We start from the raw sequence: 13,743 nt of genomic DNA, 5'->3' as shown, positions 1-13,743 counted from the left end.
CTGCGCATGCCGCCCAAGTCGAAAGCGCCGCCGTCGTCCCCCGATGACATCGAGGCGCAGTTCTACGAAGCGCTGCAGCAGGCCGACGCCGAGAAACTGATGGCGGTCTGGTCCGACGACGACGAGGTGGCCTGCGTGCACCCCGGTGGGCCGCGCCTCATCGGCACCGCGGCGATCCGCGCTTCCTTCGAGGCGATCTTCGGCAACGGCGCGATCGACGTCCAGCCGGAGAACGTGCGCCGGCTCCATGCGCAGGGAACGGCCGTGCACCACGTGATCGAGCGGGTGCAGATGGTCGGCGAGGGCGGCCTGCAGAAGGCCTACGCGATCGTCACCAACGTCTACCTGCTCGGTCCGCAAGGCTGGCGCATGGTGCTGCACCACGCCAGCCCCGGCATGGCGCGCGAGCTGCAGGAAATCTCCGAAGCGCCGTCGACGCTGCATTGACGGGCTGCACACGGGCATGGCCGCTGTCGTCGATCGGGTCTTCCCTGCGGCCGATGGGTCGGCGCCGTGGTGGTTGCCGAGCGGCAATGCGCAGACCATCTGGCCGGCGCTGTTCGCGCGCCGCTTCGACGGCGCGGCCCCGGCCTTTCGCCGCGAGCGCTGGAGTGCGCCGGACGGCGATTTCATCGATGTCGATTTCCTCGCGGACACGGCGCCCGGCGTCCCGCCCAGGACAGCACCGCTGCTGGTGCTGTTCCATGGCCTCGAAGGCTCGTCCGCCAGCCACTATGCGCAGGCCTTCGCCGGCCGGGCACGTGCACGAGGCTGGCATTTCGCCTTGCCGCACTTTCGGGGCTGCTCCGGCGAGCTCAATCTCGCGCCACGCGCCTACCACTCGGGCGACTTTGAGGAGATCGGCTGGCTGCTCGAGCGCCTGCGCGCGCAGCACGGCCGGCCGGTGTTCGCCGTCGGCGTCTCGCTCGGCGGCAATGCCTTGCTGCGCTGGGCCGAAGAGGCCGGCGACAGCGCCGCCGCCACGGCGTGTGCGGTGTGCGCGATCTCGTCGCCGATCGACCTGACGGCCAGCGGTCATGCGATCACGCGCGGCTTCAACCGGCAGGTCTACAACCGCATGTTCCTGCGCACGATGAAGCCCAAAGCGCTGGCCAAGCTCGCGCAGCATCCGGGCCTGTTCGACCGCGCGCGCCTGCTGGCCGCGCGCGACCTCTACGAGTTCGACGACGTGTTCACCGCACCACTGCACGGCTTTCGCAACGCCGAGGACTACTGGGCGCGCGGCTCTGCCAAGCCGCACTTGGAGCGCATCCGCATCCCGGCGCTGGTGCTCAACGCGCGCAACGATCCCTTCGTGCCGGCGGCCTGCCTGCCGCAGTCGCACGAAGTGGGGCGCCACGTCACGCTGTGGCAGCCCGCGCAGGGTGGGCACGTCGGCTTTCCCCGTGGCGCCTTTCCCGGCGAGGTGCTGAGCCTGCCCGAGGCGGTGATGTCGTGGGTGCAGAGCATGGCTTGCGTGTAAGCCGGGTCGCACAATGCCGGCATGGATGACATCGTCCGTGCCGCGCTGAAGAAATGGCCGCAGGTGCCCGCCTGCTATGGCTGGCTCGGGCTCGATGCGCGCGGCGACTGGTATCTGCGCGACGACCGCACCCAGGCGGCCGGCCCCTTCCCGCAGGTCAAGGGCAGCCGCCTGCTGCACCAGAAGCTGTGCGAGTTCATCTGCCGCAACTACGAGGCCGATGCCGACGGGGCGTGGTACTTCCAGAACGGCCCGCAGCGCGTCTACGTCGAGCTGGAGGCCGCGCCGCTGGTGCTGGGCGTGCAGCGCTCCGGCGGCGGCTATGCCGTGCAGGCGCACACCGGTGCCGACGCGGGTGCCGTGAAGAGCGCATGGCTCGACGAGCACGGTCGCCTGTTCCTCGACACCGCGCTCGGTTTCGGCCTGCTGCGTTCGCTCGACATGGACACCGCCGCCGACGCGGTGACCGCAGGCCTGTGGGTTCCCGAAGACCTGCCGTTCGCCGAACTGCCGGCGCGCTTCGGCTATGTGCCGAGCCCGCGGTGCGTCAGAGCCTGATACCGACTCGCGTTCACCCGCATCAAATCGGCCATCGCCATTCGGTTCGTTGGCGCCGTTCGTGTGCGTTGGTTGCCGGCGCCCTCGCCAGCACTCACCACCGCGACCCGACGTCGTGTCCGCGCTCACATTGGACGGTCAGCGTTCCGGACAAGGACACCGAACACCGCATCCGCGCAGCCGCCCACAACAAAGCCGGTCACGCGGACCGGCTGGTTTGCTGAGCGAAGGCGCAACTCACGGCGCCGCACTGGCCGCCGCGGCTGGCAGTTTGGGCGCTTCGAACTTGGCGCCGCCGGCATTGGCCATGTAGACCACCGCACGGCCGACTTCCACGTCGCTGAAATCACCGCCTCCCTGCGCCCCCATCGCACCCTTGCCCTTGAGCGCTGAGTTCAGCAGCGCCTCGTAGCCGGCGGTGATGCGGGGGCCCCAGGCCGCGGCGTCACCGAACTTCGGCGAGCCTGCCACGCCAGCCGCATGGCAGGCCGAGCACTGCGCCTTGAACACGTCTTCGCCGCTCTTGAGCGCGCTCACGTCCGAGGCGTCCTTGACCTCGACCTTGCCCACCGGGGCAATGCGCTCGGCCGTTGCTTCGGCCTTCAGCCCGTCGCTGCCGGCTCCAGGCTTTTGCTCCGAACTCACGTAGCCGGCCAGCAGCACGATGATGACAATCGGCACGACGAAAGCGAAGGTCACCGCCACGATCAACTGCTTGGGCGTGCGGATCGGGCCTTCGTGGTTGGCTTCGTGTTCGTCGCCGTGGTTGTTGTCGTGGGAGGGCGCTGCGCTCATGGAGTCCTCGAGGGGTTTTGGGGAGCGAAGCAGCGCGGTGGAACGTGCCTCGCAAAGCCGGCCGAGTATACAAGGCCACCCCGTCGCGGACCTTGCCGCGCGCGGCTTTGCGCAGGGGCGCTGATAGAATGAAACCGTTGCGTCCGTAGCTCAATGGATAGAGTACTGCCCTCCGAAGGCAGGGGTTGCTGGTTCGATCCCAGCCGGGCGCACCATCCTGTTTTCGAGAGCGCTAAGACCGCCTAACGCCTTGGGCAAGGCTAAATGTGCGGTTCTAAAGCCCTCGTCTCGCACGTAGCTCAGACGGCCCGCGAAGGCCAGCTTGAGCACGGTGCGCTTGTCCTCTAGACGCTCGGAAGCCCATAGCTGACAAGGACTTGCGAGGAAATCGAGCGCGGTTCTAAGTGATTCTTCAAAGCTGCGCAGCGGATGCCCGCTTGAAGCCATCTTTTCCGCCAGAACGATCTTGCGATCTTCCAGCGTTTTGATGCGCGACTCATAGGCGGCGATCACCGATGGCACGGTGGCCTCCGTGATGCGGTCAAGGAGCTGCTCGACTTGCACGGCGACCTTGGTCAGCTCGGCCTTGAGCGCTTTGCTGCGCTCAGCGCTGCTGGCAAGGCGGTGGACGACTCCTACCTCTATCTTGGCTTTCAGCGCCGCGTGCGTCGGCTGGCGGCGGGCCAGACGACCGACTCGTTCCTCGGCTCGGACATCATGATCGAGGCCTTCGAAGGCTACAACGGCCGCGTCCTCGACATGGACTGGAAGTACATCGAGACCAAGCTCATGCTGATGCCGGTCTATCGGCACAGCGAGTGGAAACAGACGGAACCGAAAGACCAGGACGGCTACGGGCAGGTCAGGTTCGGCGGCCAGGCGGCCTGCTTCCCGAATATTCCCTGGTCACTGCGCATCGTTCATGTCATCGAGGGAACGCCCACCGAAGCGCGAAACCCCATTGGCAAGCGGATCATGTACATGGATGCGCAAGCCTCCATTTTCCCGATGATCCTCGCCTACGACCGCAAGGGCGAGTTGTGGAAGCGCTGGGGGATCGGCTTCTCGGATTCGGCGTACCACGCGCCGGCCAACAAGAACGCGGGGATTGCGATTTACATGTCCGCCTCGATGTTCGACCTGCAAGCGCAGCACTGCACCACCTTCCAGCTCCGCATGATCAGTGATCCGGCGCTGAATCCGGCCTCGACATTCTCCGTTCAGAATTTGCGCGGAGGGGACTGAGCAATCGTGCAGCCAGACTGCGAGCCCGGCGCCACAACACTGTCCGCCTCGTCTGATCGGAAATCTGCGATTCCGATCGGTGGCCCTCGCGGCCGGCGGCAGCGAGCTCGGCCGCAGCAACGCATTTCTCATGGCTGCCGTATGTCGACACCACCAGCCCGGCGCCTGCCTCGCTGGCCCGTTCACACCGGCGTCGCACTCACCGACTTCACGCGGTCCATCACGAAGCTCGTCTTGCAGTCCTCGACACTCGGATGCTTGAGCAGCGTGTCCATGATGAAGCGCGAGTAGTGCCCCATGTCCTCGACCACCACGCGCAGCTGGTAGTCGGTCTCGCCGGTCAGCGCCACGCACTCCACCACCTCGGGCCAGGCCTGCACCGCGGCCTTGAACAGGTCCATCGGGTTGCGCTTGTGGCTCTCGGTGTGCTTTTCGAGCCGCACGCTGATGAAGGCCGTGAGCCCCAGCCCCACGCGCTCGGGCGGCACCAGCGCCGCATAGCCGGCAATCACGCCGGCTTCCTCCAGGCGCTTCACGCGCCGCAGCGCCGCCGAAGCCGACAGCTGCACCTCGGCGGCGAGTTGGTCGTAGGTGGCGCGGCCGTTGGCCTGCAGCGCGCGGAGGAGGCGCCGGTCTATGGCATCGAGCTCGATCGGGGCATCCATTCGACGAATTGTGCAGGAATCATGCGTGATGGGGTGAATGAACGCGCGATTTGCAGAAAACCTGCGCTCCATGCTCTATACAGTGGGTGACCACCGTTCTTCCATGCAAGCGAGGCGCACGATGCTGTTCACCCCTTGGGACAACCCGATGGGCACCGACGGGTTCGAGTTCATCGAATACGCCGCGCCGGACCCGGTGGCGATGGGCGCGCTGTTCGAGCGCATGGGCTTTCGCGCCATCGCCAAGCACCGTCACAAGCAGGTGACGCTGTACCGTCAGGGCGAGATCAATTTCATCGTCAACGCCGAGCCCGATTCCTTTGCCCAGCGCTTCGCGCGCCTGCACGGGCCGAGCATTTGCGCGATCGCCTTGCGCGTGCGCGATGCCAAGGCCGCCACCGAGCGGGCCGTCCAGCTCGGCGCGTGGATCTATGCCGGCCAGGCCGGCCCGGGCGAGCTCAACATCCCGGCCATCAAGGGCGTGGGCGACTCGCTGATCTACCTGGTCGACCGCTGGCGCGGCAAGAACGGTGCATCCGTGGGCGACATCGGCAACATCGGCTTCTTCGACGTCGACTTCGAGCCGCTCGCCGGCGCCACGCTCGATCCGGTCGGCCATGGCCTGACCTGCATCGACCACCTGACGCACAACGTGCACCGCGGCCGCATGGCCGAATGGGCCGACTTCTACGCGCGCCTGTTCAACTTCCGCGAGGTCCGCTACTTCGACATCGAGGGCCGGGTCACCGGCGTCAAGAGCAAGGCGATGACCAGTCCCTGCGGCAAGATCCGCATCCCGATCAACGAAGAGGGCAACGAGACCGCCGGACAGATCCAGGAGTACCTGGACCGCTACCACGGCGAGGGCATTCAGCACATCGCCCTCGGTTCGGGCGACCTGCCGAAGACCGTCGATGCGCTGAGAGCCCGGGGCGTGAAACTGCTCGACACCCTCGACACCTACTACGAACTCGTCGACCAGCGCATTCCCGGCCATGGCGAGGATCTTGCGGCGCTGCGCTCGCGCAAGATCCTGGTCGACGGCAAGGCCGGCGAGCTGCTGCTGCAGATCTTCAGCGAGAACCAGCTCGGCCCGATCTTCTTCGAGTTCATCCAGCGCAAGGGCGACCAGGGCTTCGGCGAAGGCAACTTCAAGGCCTTGTTCGAGTCGATCGAGCTGGACCAGATGCGACGCGGGGTGTTGGAGAAGGCATGAGCGGGCCGCAAACCCTGGCTTCGGCCGCTGCGCTCGACCTGGCGGTGCCAGGTCAGCCTGCGCCGGCGGGCCCCATCCCTTTGGCTTCGGCCGCTGCGCTTGACCTGGCCGTGCCAAGTCAGCCTGCGCCGAAGTCCGGCCCTGGCGGGCCGGACTTTCACGACGGTGTGAACAAGGGGGTTGCTCCGGTCACCTACGGCCAGGGCGATCGCCCGCCGCGCGGCGACTATTCGCGCGCCCGGGCTGACTACACCTGCGAGCAGGACCTCGCCCGCTACACCGAAGCCGACCATGACACCTACCGCCGCCTCTATGCCCGCCAGCTGCAGCAGCTGCCCGGCCTGGCCTGCCAGGAATTCATCGACGCGGTCGAGCAGCTCGGCGCTCCGGATCGCATCCCGCGTTTCACCGACATTTCCGAGCGGCTGACGAAGGCCACCGGCTGGCAGGTCGTCGGCGTGCCGGGGCTGATCCCCGAAGAGGCTTTCTTCGCGCTGCTCGCCGAGCGCAAGTTCCCGGTCACTGACTGGATCCGCCGGCCCGAGGAGTTCGACTATGTCGTCGAGCCCGACGTCTTCCACGACCTGTTCGGTCATGTGCCGCTGCTGTTCGACCCGGTGTTCGCGAACTACATGCAGGCCTACGGCGCGGGCGGCCTGAAGGCCAGCCGGCTCGACGCCTGCGAGCTGCTCGCACGGCTGTACTGGTACACGGTCGAGTTCGGCCTGATCGACACCCCCCAGGGCCTGCGGGCCTACGGCGCCGGCATCCTGTCGAGCGCCGGCGAATTGCGTCACGCCGTCACGTCGCCCGAGCCGCACCGCATCGCCTTCGATCTGCAGCGGCTGATGCGCACGCTCTACAAGATCGACAGCTACCAGGCCAGCTACTTCGTGATCGACAGCTTCCAGCAGCTGTTCGACGCCACGGCGCCCGACTTCACGCCGGTCTACGCGACGGTACGCCGGCAGGCACTCGTCGAAGCGGGCGTGGTGCTGGACGGCGAGCGGCGCTTCCTTGCGGCCGTCTGAAGACGGCCTGCTCGACCCGGGGTCGACAAGGACCCTGGGCCGGAGCGAGGTTGGCACGGGCTTGCCTAGGACTTCACCCCCAAGAGGGGCCCCCGCGAGGGTGATGTGCGGCACCGCCGCGGCGCCGAGACTCGTCGGCAGTGAATGCCGCCACGCTGCCGTCGATGTCTTCCCAATTGTCCACACGTTGCGCGCTGGCCATGCTGGTCTCGATGCTGTTCGCCAGCGTGACAGGCCTGCTCGCCTGGGGGCCGGTCGGCTACGGCGAGCAAGCGCACCGCCTGACCGAACCCCGGACCGTGCTCGGCATGCTCAACGGCGCCAGCGTCGTGTTGCATCTGCCGCTGCTGGCGGCCGCCGCGGCGGGCACGCTCGGCATGCGGCGCAGCCGCACCGGGGCCGCGCTGCGGCGCGCCTGGGGCGTGTTCTTCGCCGGGGTGATGCTGGCGGCATCCATCAGCATTGCCGATCACCTCGCGCCGAGCGACACCGGCTATCTGCTGACCCAGGTCGCGACGGGCAGTGCCTGCGCCGTGCTGGCGGCGCTCTTTCTTGCCGAACGGCTGGGCGCCGGCTGGGTGGCGCCCGGTGCGCTGGGCCTGGCCGCCGCGAGCGGGCCCGTCGGCGGCCTGGTGTGTCTGGCGAGCCAGGCACTGCTCGGTGTGCCCGACCTGCGCTGGCTGTTGTGGCTCGAATACCTGCCGATGGTGCTGGTGCCGCTGGGCGTCTGGGGTCTCAGGAGCGAAGGCCTGAGCGGGCGCGACTGGGTCGTCGCCCTGCTGTGGTTCGCCGCGGCCAAGCTGATCGACTGGGCCGACGGCCCGCTGTGGCAAGCGAGCGGCCGCGCGATCACCGGCCATGCGCTGCACTACGTGCCGCTGGCGGTCTGCGTGGGCTGGCTGGCGTGGTGCGCGACGCGTCAGCGCGGCTCGCCGGCGGCGACGCCGGCCGAGATCGCCGCGTCGGTCGTGGCGAGCCAGCGCGCGGCTTCGCTCACCACCTCCGGGTGAAACACCATCGCCACGTGTGCGGTCGCGCGCAGGTGGCGGTTGTCGGCGCCAGGCAGCGTGGCCACGCGGGGCGGGAACACGATGTTGTCGGCATGGCCGTAGAAGCAGGTGAAGCGGCCCGTGTGCAGCGCCGGCTCGCGCGAGGCCAGGCCCGTGAGCCATTCGCTGGCCTGGCGCATGTGACGTGAGTTCGTCGTGCGGCTCAGCCGCGCGAGCCAGGTGCCGCGGTGGGGCGTGGCGATCGTGATGACGTGCTGCACGCGCGCCGCCGTGCCGGGCAATGCGGCGAGCCAGGCGCGCGCCACCAGTCCGCCCATGCTGTGGCACACCAGCAGCGGTGGCAGACCGGTCTCGCGCTCGAGTCGCGCAACCGCCGCTTCAAGCTGCGGCACGTAGACGTCGAGGTCGCTGAACACCGGCTCGAGGTTGACCGCAACGAAGGGGCGTCGCTCGGCGGTGCAGCGGACCAGCCAGGGGCCCCACAGACCGCGGTTGCAGACGTAACCGTGAACGAACACGATGCCCCGCACACCGGGCCGGCCCGGCACGTCGGGGTGCAGGCCGGAGCGAAACGGCTGGCGCCAGACGAACACCTGCCAGGCCACCACGCACTCGCCCAGCCACGCGCGCAGCAGCTGCAGCGGGCCGGCGCGCGGCGTCTCGTCGCGGCCGTGCACGCAGGCCAGCAGCATGAACTCGAGGGCCAGCACGAGCGTGTAGCTCAAACCGATGCCGGCCGCACCGACGATCGCCATGGCCGGCCGACCCTGCCACCACCACGGCGCCAGCCAGCCCAGAGCGACCAGCGTCACCGCCAGGACCACGAAGCGCTGCAGGCGAGCGAGCATCGGCGGCGTGTCAGGTCGCAGGTCAGGCGAGTCGGACCGCCCGGCCCGAGAGGCGCTGTGCAAGGCCGCTGGCCAGTCGGTTGACGATGCCGTAGATCGACAGCTGGGGGCTAGCGCCCAAGCTGGTGGGGAACAAGGAGCCGTCGTGCACCGACAGGTTCTCGAGCTGCCAGTGCTGACCGTCGGGTCGCACGACGCCGAGCCTTTCGTCGCCGGCGAAACCGCAGCCGCCCATCACGTGGGTGCTGACCACGCGCGTGAGCCGGGGCTTCATCGGCAGGGCCGCGATCTCGGCCTGGGCCTCGGGCCAGCTGCGGTAGCTGCGAGCCCGCTCGTGCACCGGCATCACCTCGCGTGCGCCGGCCGCGAACTGGATTTCCGCCATGCTCAGCAAGGCCCGGCGCGCGCCGTTCATCACGAACTCGGTCAGCGGGTAGTCGAGCACCGGCGAGCGGTCGCTGCGCAACCGGACCCGCCCGCCGGGCGACTGCGGATGGAAGCCGTCGCGCAGCAGCGCGAGCAGCCCCTGCAGGTGGGCGAACTGCGCGAGCACCCGCGTCTGCTCGAGGCCGAAGCCGGCCAGCGTGCTGGCGAAGGCCGCCGGGTGGATCGGCGGGGCTTCGAGCTTGTAGCCGATCGGTCCGTCGATCGCATCGACGCCGAGAAAGTGGTCGCTGTAGATCGACTGCGGCGCGCCGGACCAGGCTTCGACCTTCTGGTCGAACACCGCGGCCGAGACCACCACCGGATGCAGGAAAGTGCGGTGTCCGAGCCGGTTGTGCGGGTCGGGCGCCTCGGAGCGCAGCAGCAATGCGGGCGAGTTGATCGCGCCGCCGGCCACGACGTAGTGCTTTGCGGTCACGCGCACCGGCTGCTGTGATGCAGGGCCGCCGCCGGGCCCGACCGGCACGCAGTCGAGCCGGCTGATCTTCGAGCCGCTGTGTTCGAAGGCCTGCGCGCGGGTCTCGACCAGCAGGCGCGCGCCGCGCTCCAGCGCGGCCGGGATCGTGGTGACGAGCATCGACTGTTTCGCGTTCGTCGGGCAGCCCAGGCCGCAGGAGCCGAGGTTCCTGCAGCCCGTCACGTTGCGCGGGAGCGTCGCCGTCGCGATGCCCAGCCGGCTCGCGCCGCGCTGGAGCAACTCGTTGTTCTCGTTCGGCGGCGCCCGCCACGGGCCGATGCCGAGGCGCCGCTCGGCCTGTGCGAACCACGGTGACAGCAGGCCCGGCAGGCAGTCCTTCAGGCCGAACTGCTGCCGCCAGTAGGCCAACGTGTCGTCGGGCGTGCGCGACGAGCTGGTCCAGTCGACGGTGGTCGAGCCGCCGACGCAGCGGCCCTGCAGGATGTTGATGGCCTTGTCGGCCGTCTTGCGCCCAGCGCTCTCCTGGTAGAGCTGCGGGTAGGCCTCGCGCTCGAGCTGGTGGAAGTCGCTGCTGGTCTTCAGCGGGCCCTCCTCGATCAGCAGCACATCGAGGCCGGCCTGCGTCAGCAGCTCGGCGGTGATGCCGGCGCCGGCGCCGGTGCCGACGATCGCCACGTCGCAGCGGATCTGCGCGGGCAGCGGCTGTGCGCCGGCATGGCGGCCGCCGTAGACCTTCCAGCCGCGCGCGAGGCCTTCACGAAACGGATCGGTGGTCAATGGGGCCTCTCGTCGAATGAGCACATCCGCCGATCCCCCAGGGGGATGCGGGCCGGCTTGCGGCGGCCCGGCACTCGGCCCGCCGGAATCGGGATCGACGCCGGATCTCTCATTGCGTCAGACCGGGCTCGGGCCGGGGTAGCCCATCAGCGGCCAGTGCTCCGGCTGGGCATAGAAGGCCGCGTTGGTGAGGTCGCGCAGTGCGTGATAGGCCTGCTGGCGCAGCTCGTGATCGGTGGTGCGCATGCGGCGCAGTGCGGCCTCGAGCTCGTCGATGCGCGCCTCGGGCCAGTCGCTGCGCAGCCCGGTCAGCCACCGGCGGGTCACCGCCACCGACAGCAGACCGAGCAACTGCGCGATCTCGCCCTGCGTCGCGGCCGGGAGACCGGCGATGGTTTCGTCGAGCCGCAGCAGGTGGCGGTCCAGCGCGGCCTCCAGCGCGGCGGCCTCGGTCGGCAGGCTGCCTTCGAGCACCACCCTTGCAATCGCACGAAAGACCGCACGACCCGACCGCGTGAGTGCGCCATCGCGCACGCCCGGCCGCCACAACCAGGCGGCCCCACCGGCTGCCGCCAACACCACCGTGGCGCCGGCCCCGAGCTGCAGCAGCCGGCGGCGCGACAGGGCCGGGTCGGCAACGCTCATGACGCAAGCCCGCGCCGGGCTCGTGAAGGACGGGGCAGCACGCGGTCTGTCATGGGTGGCGAGTGTTGCATCATTCGAGCGCGCGGCCGTCGGGGCCGGCGTCTATTTGCGCTCAATACAAACCCCAGACCCGCATGGTTCAGAAGCGAGAGTCCGGCGCCACCGCGATCCTGCGCAGCCTCGCGGCCGCCGAGCAGGAGCGCACGCGCCGCCAGGCGCAGCCCGAACTGGGCGACAGGGTGCAGGCGCTCAAGGCCTACCAGCAGGCGCGTCTGCGGCTCAGCCACGCCGACCTGCTCGCGAGCCCGCGCTACGCTGCGGCAGCACGCTTCTTTCTCGACGAGCTGTACGGGCCGGGCGACTTCAGTCGGCGCGACGCGCAGTTCGCGCGCATCGTGCCGGCCCTGGTGCGACTGTTCCCGCGGGAGATCGTCGGCACCGTCGCGACGCTGGGTGAACTGCACGCGCTCACCGAGTCGCTCGACAGCGCGATGGCCGAGGCGCTGCCGTCGGCCGCGCTCGACGCGCCCGCGTACGTCCGGGCGTGGCAGGTCACGGGCCGCCGGGCGGACCGCGAGCGGCAGATCGATCTGCTGCTCGACGTCGCCCGCTCGCTGGACCGCTACACGCGCACGCCGATGCTCTCGGTGAGCCTGCGCATGATGCGCGCCCCGGCGCGCGCGGCCGGCCTGAGCGACCTGCAGGTCTTCCTCGAGCGCGGCTTCGACACCTTCAAGACCCTGCGCGGCGCCGACGAGTTCCTCGGCTGCATCGAGGCGCACGAGCGTGCCTTGCTCGCGCAATTGTTCACCGCCGATCCGTCCTCGCTCGCCGGCTCAGGGCAACTCCCGTAGCCGCGCGGGGGGGCCAGCTCGAAGAATCGGGCTTGAATCGGAGGAGTTCCTGCATGGACATGCCGGCCAAGAAGCCGTGGCTCGCCCACTACCCCCCGTCGGTGGCGGCCACGGTCGATGCCGGCGCCCATGCCTCGCTGTCCGCGTTGCTGGACGAAGCCTTTCGCCAGCACGCGGCGCGCGTCGCGGGCGTGTGCATGGGCCGTGAACTGAGCTTCCGCGACATCGACCAGATGGCCGACGCGCTCGGTGCCTGGCTTCAGGGCAAGGGCCTCGCGAAGGGTGCGCGCGTCGCGCTGATGATGCCCAACCTGCCGCAGTACATGGTCGCCATTCCCGCGGTGCTGCGTGCCGGCTGCGTGGTGGTCAACGTCAACCCGCTCTACACGGCGCGCGAGCTCCAGTACCAGCTCAGGGATTCCGGCGCCGAGGCCATCGTCCTTCTCGAGAACTTCGCGGCCACGCTCGAAGAAGTGATCGACCGCACGCCCGTCAAGCATGTGCTGCTGGCCTCGATGGGCGATCTGCTCGGCTTCTGGAAGGGCGCGCTGGTCAACTTCGTCGTGCGCAGGGTCAGGAAAATGGTGCCCGGGTTCGCGTTGCCGCTGGACCAGGGGCGCAGCGTCACGCGCTTCAACACGGCGCTTGCCGAGGGCATGCGGATGAAGCTCGAACGCCCGGTGCTCGGCCCCGACGACGTCGCCTTCCTGCAGTACACCGGCGGCACGACCGGCGTGTCGAAGGGCGCCACGCTGCTGCACCGCAACGTGGTCGCCAACGTCCTGCAGACCGAGGCCTGGTTCAAGCCCATGCTCGACAAGATCGGCGCCCGGCAGATCACCTGTGTCTGCGCGCTGCCGCTGTACCACATCTATGCGTTGACGCTGTGCTACCTGATGGGTGCGCGCCTGGGCATGAAGAACCTGCTGATCCCGAACCCGCGCGACTTGTCCGGCCTGGTCAAGACGCTGTCCCGGCACCGGATCCACATGTTCCCGGCGGTCAACACGCTGTTCAACGCGCTGGTTCACCACGCCGGCTTCGCGCGCCTGGACTTCTCCGGGCTGGTGGTGTCCAGCGGCGGCGGCATGGCCTGCCAGCACGCGACGGCCGAGAAGTGGCTCGCGCTCACCGGCTGCCCGATGGTGGAGGGCTACGGCCTGTCGGAGACCTCGCCGGTCGTCGCCAGCAACCGGCTCGACCTGCGCCAGTTCAGCGGCAACGTCGGCCTGCCGATCCCGTCGACCGAGATCGCGATCCGCGACGACGACGGGCGCGATCTGCCGTTCGGCGAGCCGGGCGAGATCTGCATCCGCGGGCCGCAGGTGATGGCCGGCTACTGGAACCGGCCCGACGAGACCGCCCAGGTCATGACGCCCGATGGCTTCCTGAAGTCGGGTGACATCGGCGTGATGGACGAGCGTGGCTACCTCCGCGTCGTCGACCGCAAGAAGGACATGATCCTCGTGTCGGGCTTCAACGTGTACCCGACCGAGATCGAGCAGGTGGTCAACCTGCACCCCGGTGTGCTCGAGTGCGCGGCGGTCGGCGTGCCCGACGCCAGGTCGGGCGAAGCGGTCAAGCTCTTCGTCGTGAAGAAGGATCCGGCGCTGGACGAGGACGGCGTGGTGGCCTACTGCAAGCAGAACTTCACCGCCTACAAGCGGCCCAAGCGCATCGAGTTCCGCAACGACCTGCCCAAGAGCAACCTCGGCAAGATCCTGCGCCGCGAGCTGCGCGGCGCCTGAACCGCC

Annotated in this window: 14 protein-coding genes and 1 tRNA gene; 10 read left to right on the top strand and 5 right to left on the bottom strand. The window is 69.0% G+C overall.

All coding sequences use genetic code 11. The features are described from left to right. Window positions 1-6 precede the first annotated feature (6 nt). From ACQY9S_RS15005 to ACQY9S_RS14995, 3 genes are read left to right on the top strand one after another with little or no spacing between them, the layout of a single operon-like run. Entirely contained in the window at window positions 7-447 is a 441-nt protein-coding gene (locus tag ACQY9S_RS15005; protein ID WP_428420635.1) for a YybH family protein, read from the top strand. Window positions 448-463: 16 nt separating this feature from the next. After that, the gene (locus tag ACQY9S_RS15000; protein ID WP_428420634.1) at window positions 464-1,483 is read left to right on the top strand and encodes a YheT family hydrolase; all 1,020 of its coding nucleotides are present in this window, start codon (window positions 464-466) and stop codon (window positions 1,481-1,483) included. A 21-nt stretch (window positions 1,484-1,504) separates the two neighbouring features. Continuing rightward, entirely contained in the window at window positions 1,505-2,041 is a 537-nt protein-coding gene (locus ACQY9S_RS14995; RefSeq protein WP_428420632.1) for a DUF2946 family protein, read from the top strand. 237 nt (window positions 2,042-2,278) lie between these two features. Here ACQY9S_RS14995 and ACQY9S_RS14990 read toward each other — a convergent pair whose 3' ends face one another. Further along, window positions 2,279-2,836, bottom strand: a complete 558-nt coding sequence (locus tag ACQY9S_RS14990; protein ID WP_428420630.1) for a c-type cytochrome — start codon at window positions 2,834-2,836, stop codon at window positions 2,279-2,281. Window positions 2,837-2,975: 139 nt separating this feature from the next. Between ACQY9S_RS14990 and ACQY9S_RS14985 the strand changes: the two genes are divergently transcribed. Both ACQY9S_RS14985 and ACQY9S_RS14980 read left to right on the top strand, forming a co-directional pair. After that, a tRNA-Arg gene (locus ACQY9S_RS14985) sits at window positions 2,976-3,051 on the top strand. 343 nt (window positions 3,052-3,394) lie between these two features. Further along, window positions 3,395-4,081 carry a DUF1329 domain-containing protein gene (locus ACQY9S_RS14980; RefSeq protein ID WP_428420628.1) on the top strand — a complete coding sequence of 229 codons (687 nt, stop codon included), beginning with the start codon at window positions 3,395-3,397 and terminating at the stop codon, window positions 4,079-4,081. Between the two features lie 182 nt (window positions 4,082-4,263). Here the strand turns inward: ACQY9S_RS14980 and ACQY9S_RS14975 are convergent, their stop codons facing one another. Beyond that, window positions 4,264-4,746, bottom strand: coding sequence for an Lrp/AsnC family transcriptional regulator (locus ACQY9S_RS14975; protein WP_428420626.1), 483 nt, complete (start codon window positions 4,744-4,746; stop codon window positions 4,264-4,266). Window positions 4,747-4,867: 121 nt separating this feature from the next. Between ACQY9S_RS14975 and hppD the strand changes: the two genes are divergently transcribed. The 3 genes from hppD to ACQY9S_RS14960 all read left to right on the top strand — a co-directional run bounded on the left by hppD (window position 4,868) and on the right by ACQY9S_RS14960 (window position 8,003). Continuing rightward, on the top strand, window positions 4,868-5,962 hold the full coding sequence (gene hppD, locus ACQY9S_RS14970; RefSeq protein ID WP_428420624.1) for a 4-hydroxyphenylpyruvate dioxygenase: 1,095 nt from the start codon (window positions 4,868-4,870) through the stop codon (window positions 5,960-5,962). Then, window positions 5,959-6,993, top strand: coding sequence for a phenylalanine 4-monooxygenase (gene phhA / locus ACQY9S_RS14965; RefSeq protein ID WP_428420623.1), 1,035 nt, complete (start codon window positions 5,959-5,961; stop codon window positions 6,991-6,993). The genes hppD and phhA overlap by 4 nt, the downstream gene beginning before the upstream one ends. A 164-nt stretch (window positions 6,994-7,157) precedes the next feature. Continuing rightward, on the top strand, window positions 7,158-8,003 hold the full coding sequence (locus ACQY9S_RS14960; protein ID WP_428420622.1) for a hypothetical protein: 846 nt from the start codon (window positions 7,158-7,160) through the stop codon (window positions 8,001-8,003). Here ACQY9S_RS14960 and ACQY9S_RS14955 read toward each other — a convergent pair. The 3 genes from ACQY9S_RS14955 to ACQY9S_RS14945 all read right to left on the bottom strand — a co-directional run bounded on the left by ACQY9S_RS14955 (window position 7,913) and on the right by ACQY9S_RS14945 (window position 11,135). Continuing rightward, window positions 7,913-8,851, bottom strand: a complete 939-nt coding sequence (locus ACQY9S_RS14955; protein WP_428420620.1) for an esterase/lipase family protein — start codon at window positions 8,849-8,851, stop codon at window positions 7,913-7,915. The genes ACQY9S_RS14960 and ACQY9S_RS14955 overlap by 91 nt on opposite strands. Window positions 8,852-8,873: 22 nt before the next feature. Next, window positions 8,874-10,490 (bottom strand): GMC family oxidoreductase N-terminal domain-containing protein, encoded by a 1,617-nt coding sequence (locus tag ACQY9S_RS14950; protein ID WP_428420618.1) that lies wholly within the window; start codon window positions 10,488-10,490, stop codon window positions 8,874-8,876. Window positions 10,491-10,607: 117 nt separating this feature from the next. Continuing rightward, the gene (locus ACQY9S_RS14945; RefSeq protein WP_428420617.1) at window positions 10,608-11,135 is read right to left on the bottom strand and encodes a hypothetical protein; all 528 of its coding nucleotides are present in this window, start codon (window positions 11,133-11,135) and stop codon (window positions 10,608-10,610) included. Window positions 11,136-11,269: 134 nt separating this feature from the next. Here ACQY9S_RS14945 and ACQY9S_RS14940 point away from each other — a divergent pair, with 134 nt between their 5' ends. Together ACQY9S_RS14940 and ACQY9S_RS14935 are read left to right on the top strand one after the other, a co-directional pair. Next, window positions 11,270-11,989, top strand: coding sequence for an FFLEELY motif protein (locus ACQY9S_RS14940; protein ID WP_428420615.1), 720 nt, complete (start codon window positions 11,270-11,272; stop codon window positions 11,987-11,989). Between the two features lie 53 nt (window positions 11,990-12,042). Continuing rightward, window positions 12,043-13,737, top strand: a complete 1,695-nt coding sequence (locus tag ACQY9S_RS14935) for a long-chain-fatty-acid--CoA ligase (RefSeq protein ID WP_428420613.1) — start codon at window positions 12,043-12,045, stop codon at window positions 13,735-13,737. Window positions 13,738-13,743: the final 6 nt, after the last annotated feature.

It is taken from the genome of Methylibium sp. (genome assembly GCF_965279545.1).
Classification (GTDB): Bacteria; Pseudomonadota; Gammaproteobacteria; order Burkholderiales; family Burkholderiaceae_C; genus Methylibium.
The sequence above is the reverse complement of the archived record's forward strand: the minus strand, read 5'-3'. Positions and strand labels throughout refer to the sequence as shown.

Bases quoted from the DNA above. Each gene is read 5' to 3' on its own strand.
- ACQY9S_RS15005 (WP_428420635.1), top strand. From the start codon at position 7: ATGCCGCCCAAGTCGAAAGCGCCGCCGTCGTCCCCCGATGACATCGAG.
- ACQY9S_RS15000 (WP_428420634.1), top strand. From the start codon at position 464: ATGGCCGCTGTCGTCGATCGGGTCTTCCCTGCGGCCGATGGGTCGGCG.
- ACQY9S_RS14995 (WP_428420632.1), top strand. From the start codon at position 1,505: ATGGATGACATCGTCCGTGCCGCGCTGAAGAAATGGCCGCAGGTGCCC.
- ACQY9S_RS14990 (WP_428420630.1), bottom strand. From the start codon at position 2,836: ATGAGCGCAGCGCCCTCCCACGACAACAACCACGGCGACGAACACGAA.
- ACQY9S_RS14975 (WP_428420626.1), bottom strand. From the start codon at position 4,746: ATGGATGCCCCGATCGAGCTCGATGCCATAGACCGGCGCCTCCTCCGC.
- hppD (WP_428420624.1), top strand. From the start codon at position 4,868: ATGCTGTTCACCCCTTGGGACAACCCGATGGGCACCGACGGGTTCGAG.
- phhA (WP_428420623.1), top strand. From the start codon at position 5,959: ATGAGCGGGCCGCAAACCCTGGCTTCGGCCGCTGCGCTCGACCTGGCG.
- ACQY9S_RS14960 (WP_428420622.1), top strand. From the start codon at position 7,158: ATGTCTTCCCAATTGTCCACACGTTGCGCGCTGGCCATGCTGGTCTCG.
- ACQY9S_RS14955 (WP_428420620.1), bottom strand. From the start codon at position 8,851: ATGCTCGCTCGCCTGCAGCGCTTCGTGGTCCTGGCGGTGACGCTGGTC.
- ACQY9S_RS14945 (WP_428420617.1), bottom strand. From the start codon at position 11,135: ATGAGCGTTGCCGACCCGGCCCTGTCGCGCCGCCGGCTGCTGCAGCTC.
- ACQY9S_RS14940 (WP_428420615.1), top strand. From the start codon at position 11,270: ATGGTTCAGAAGCGAGAGTCCGGCGCCACCGCGATCCTGCGCAGCCTC.
- ACQY9S_RS14935 (WP_428420613.1), top strand. From the start codon at position 12,043: ATGGACATGCCGGCCAAGAAGCCGTGGCTCGCCCACTACCCCCCGTCG.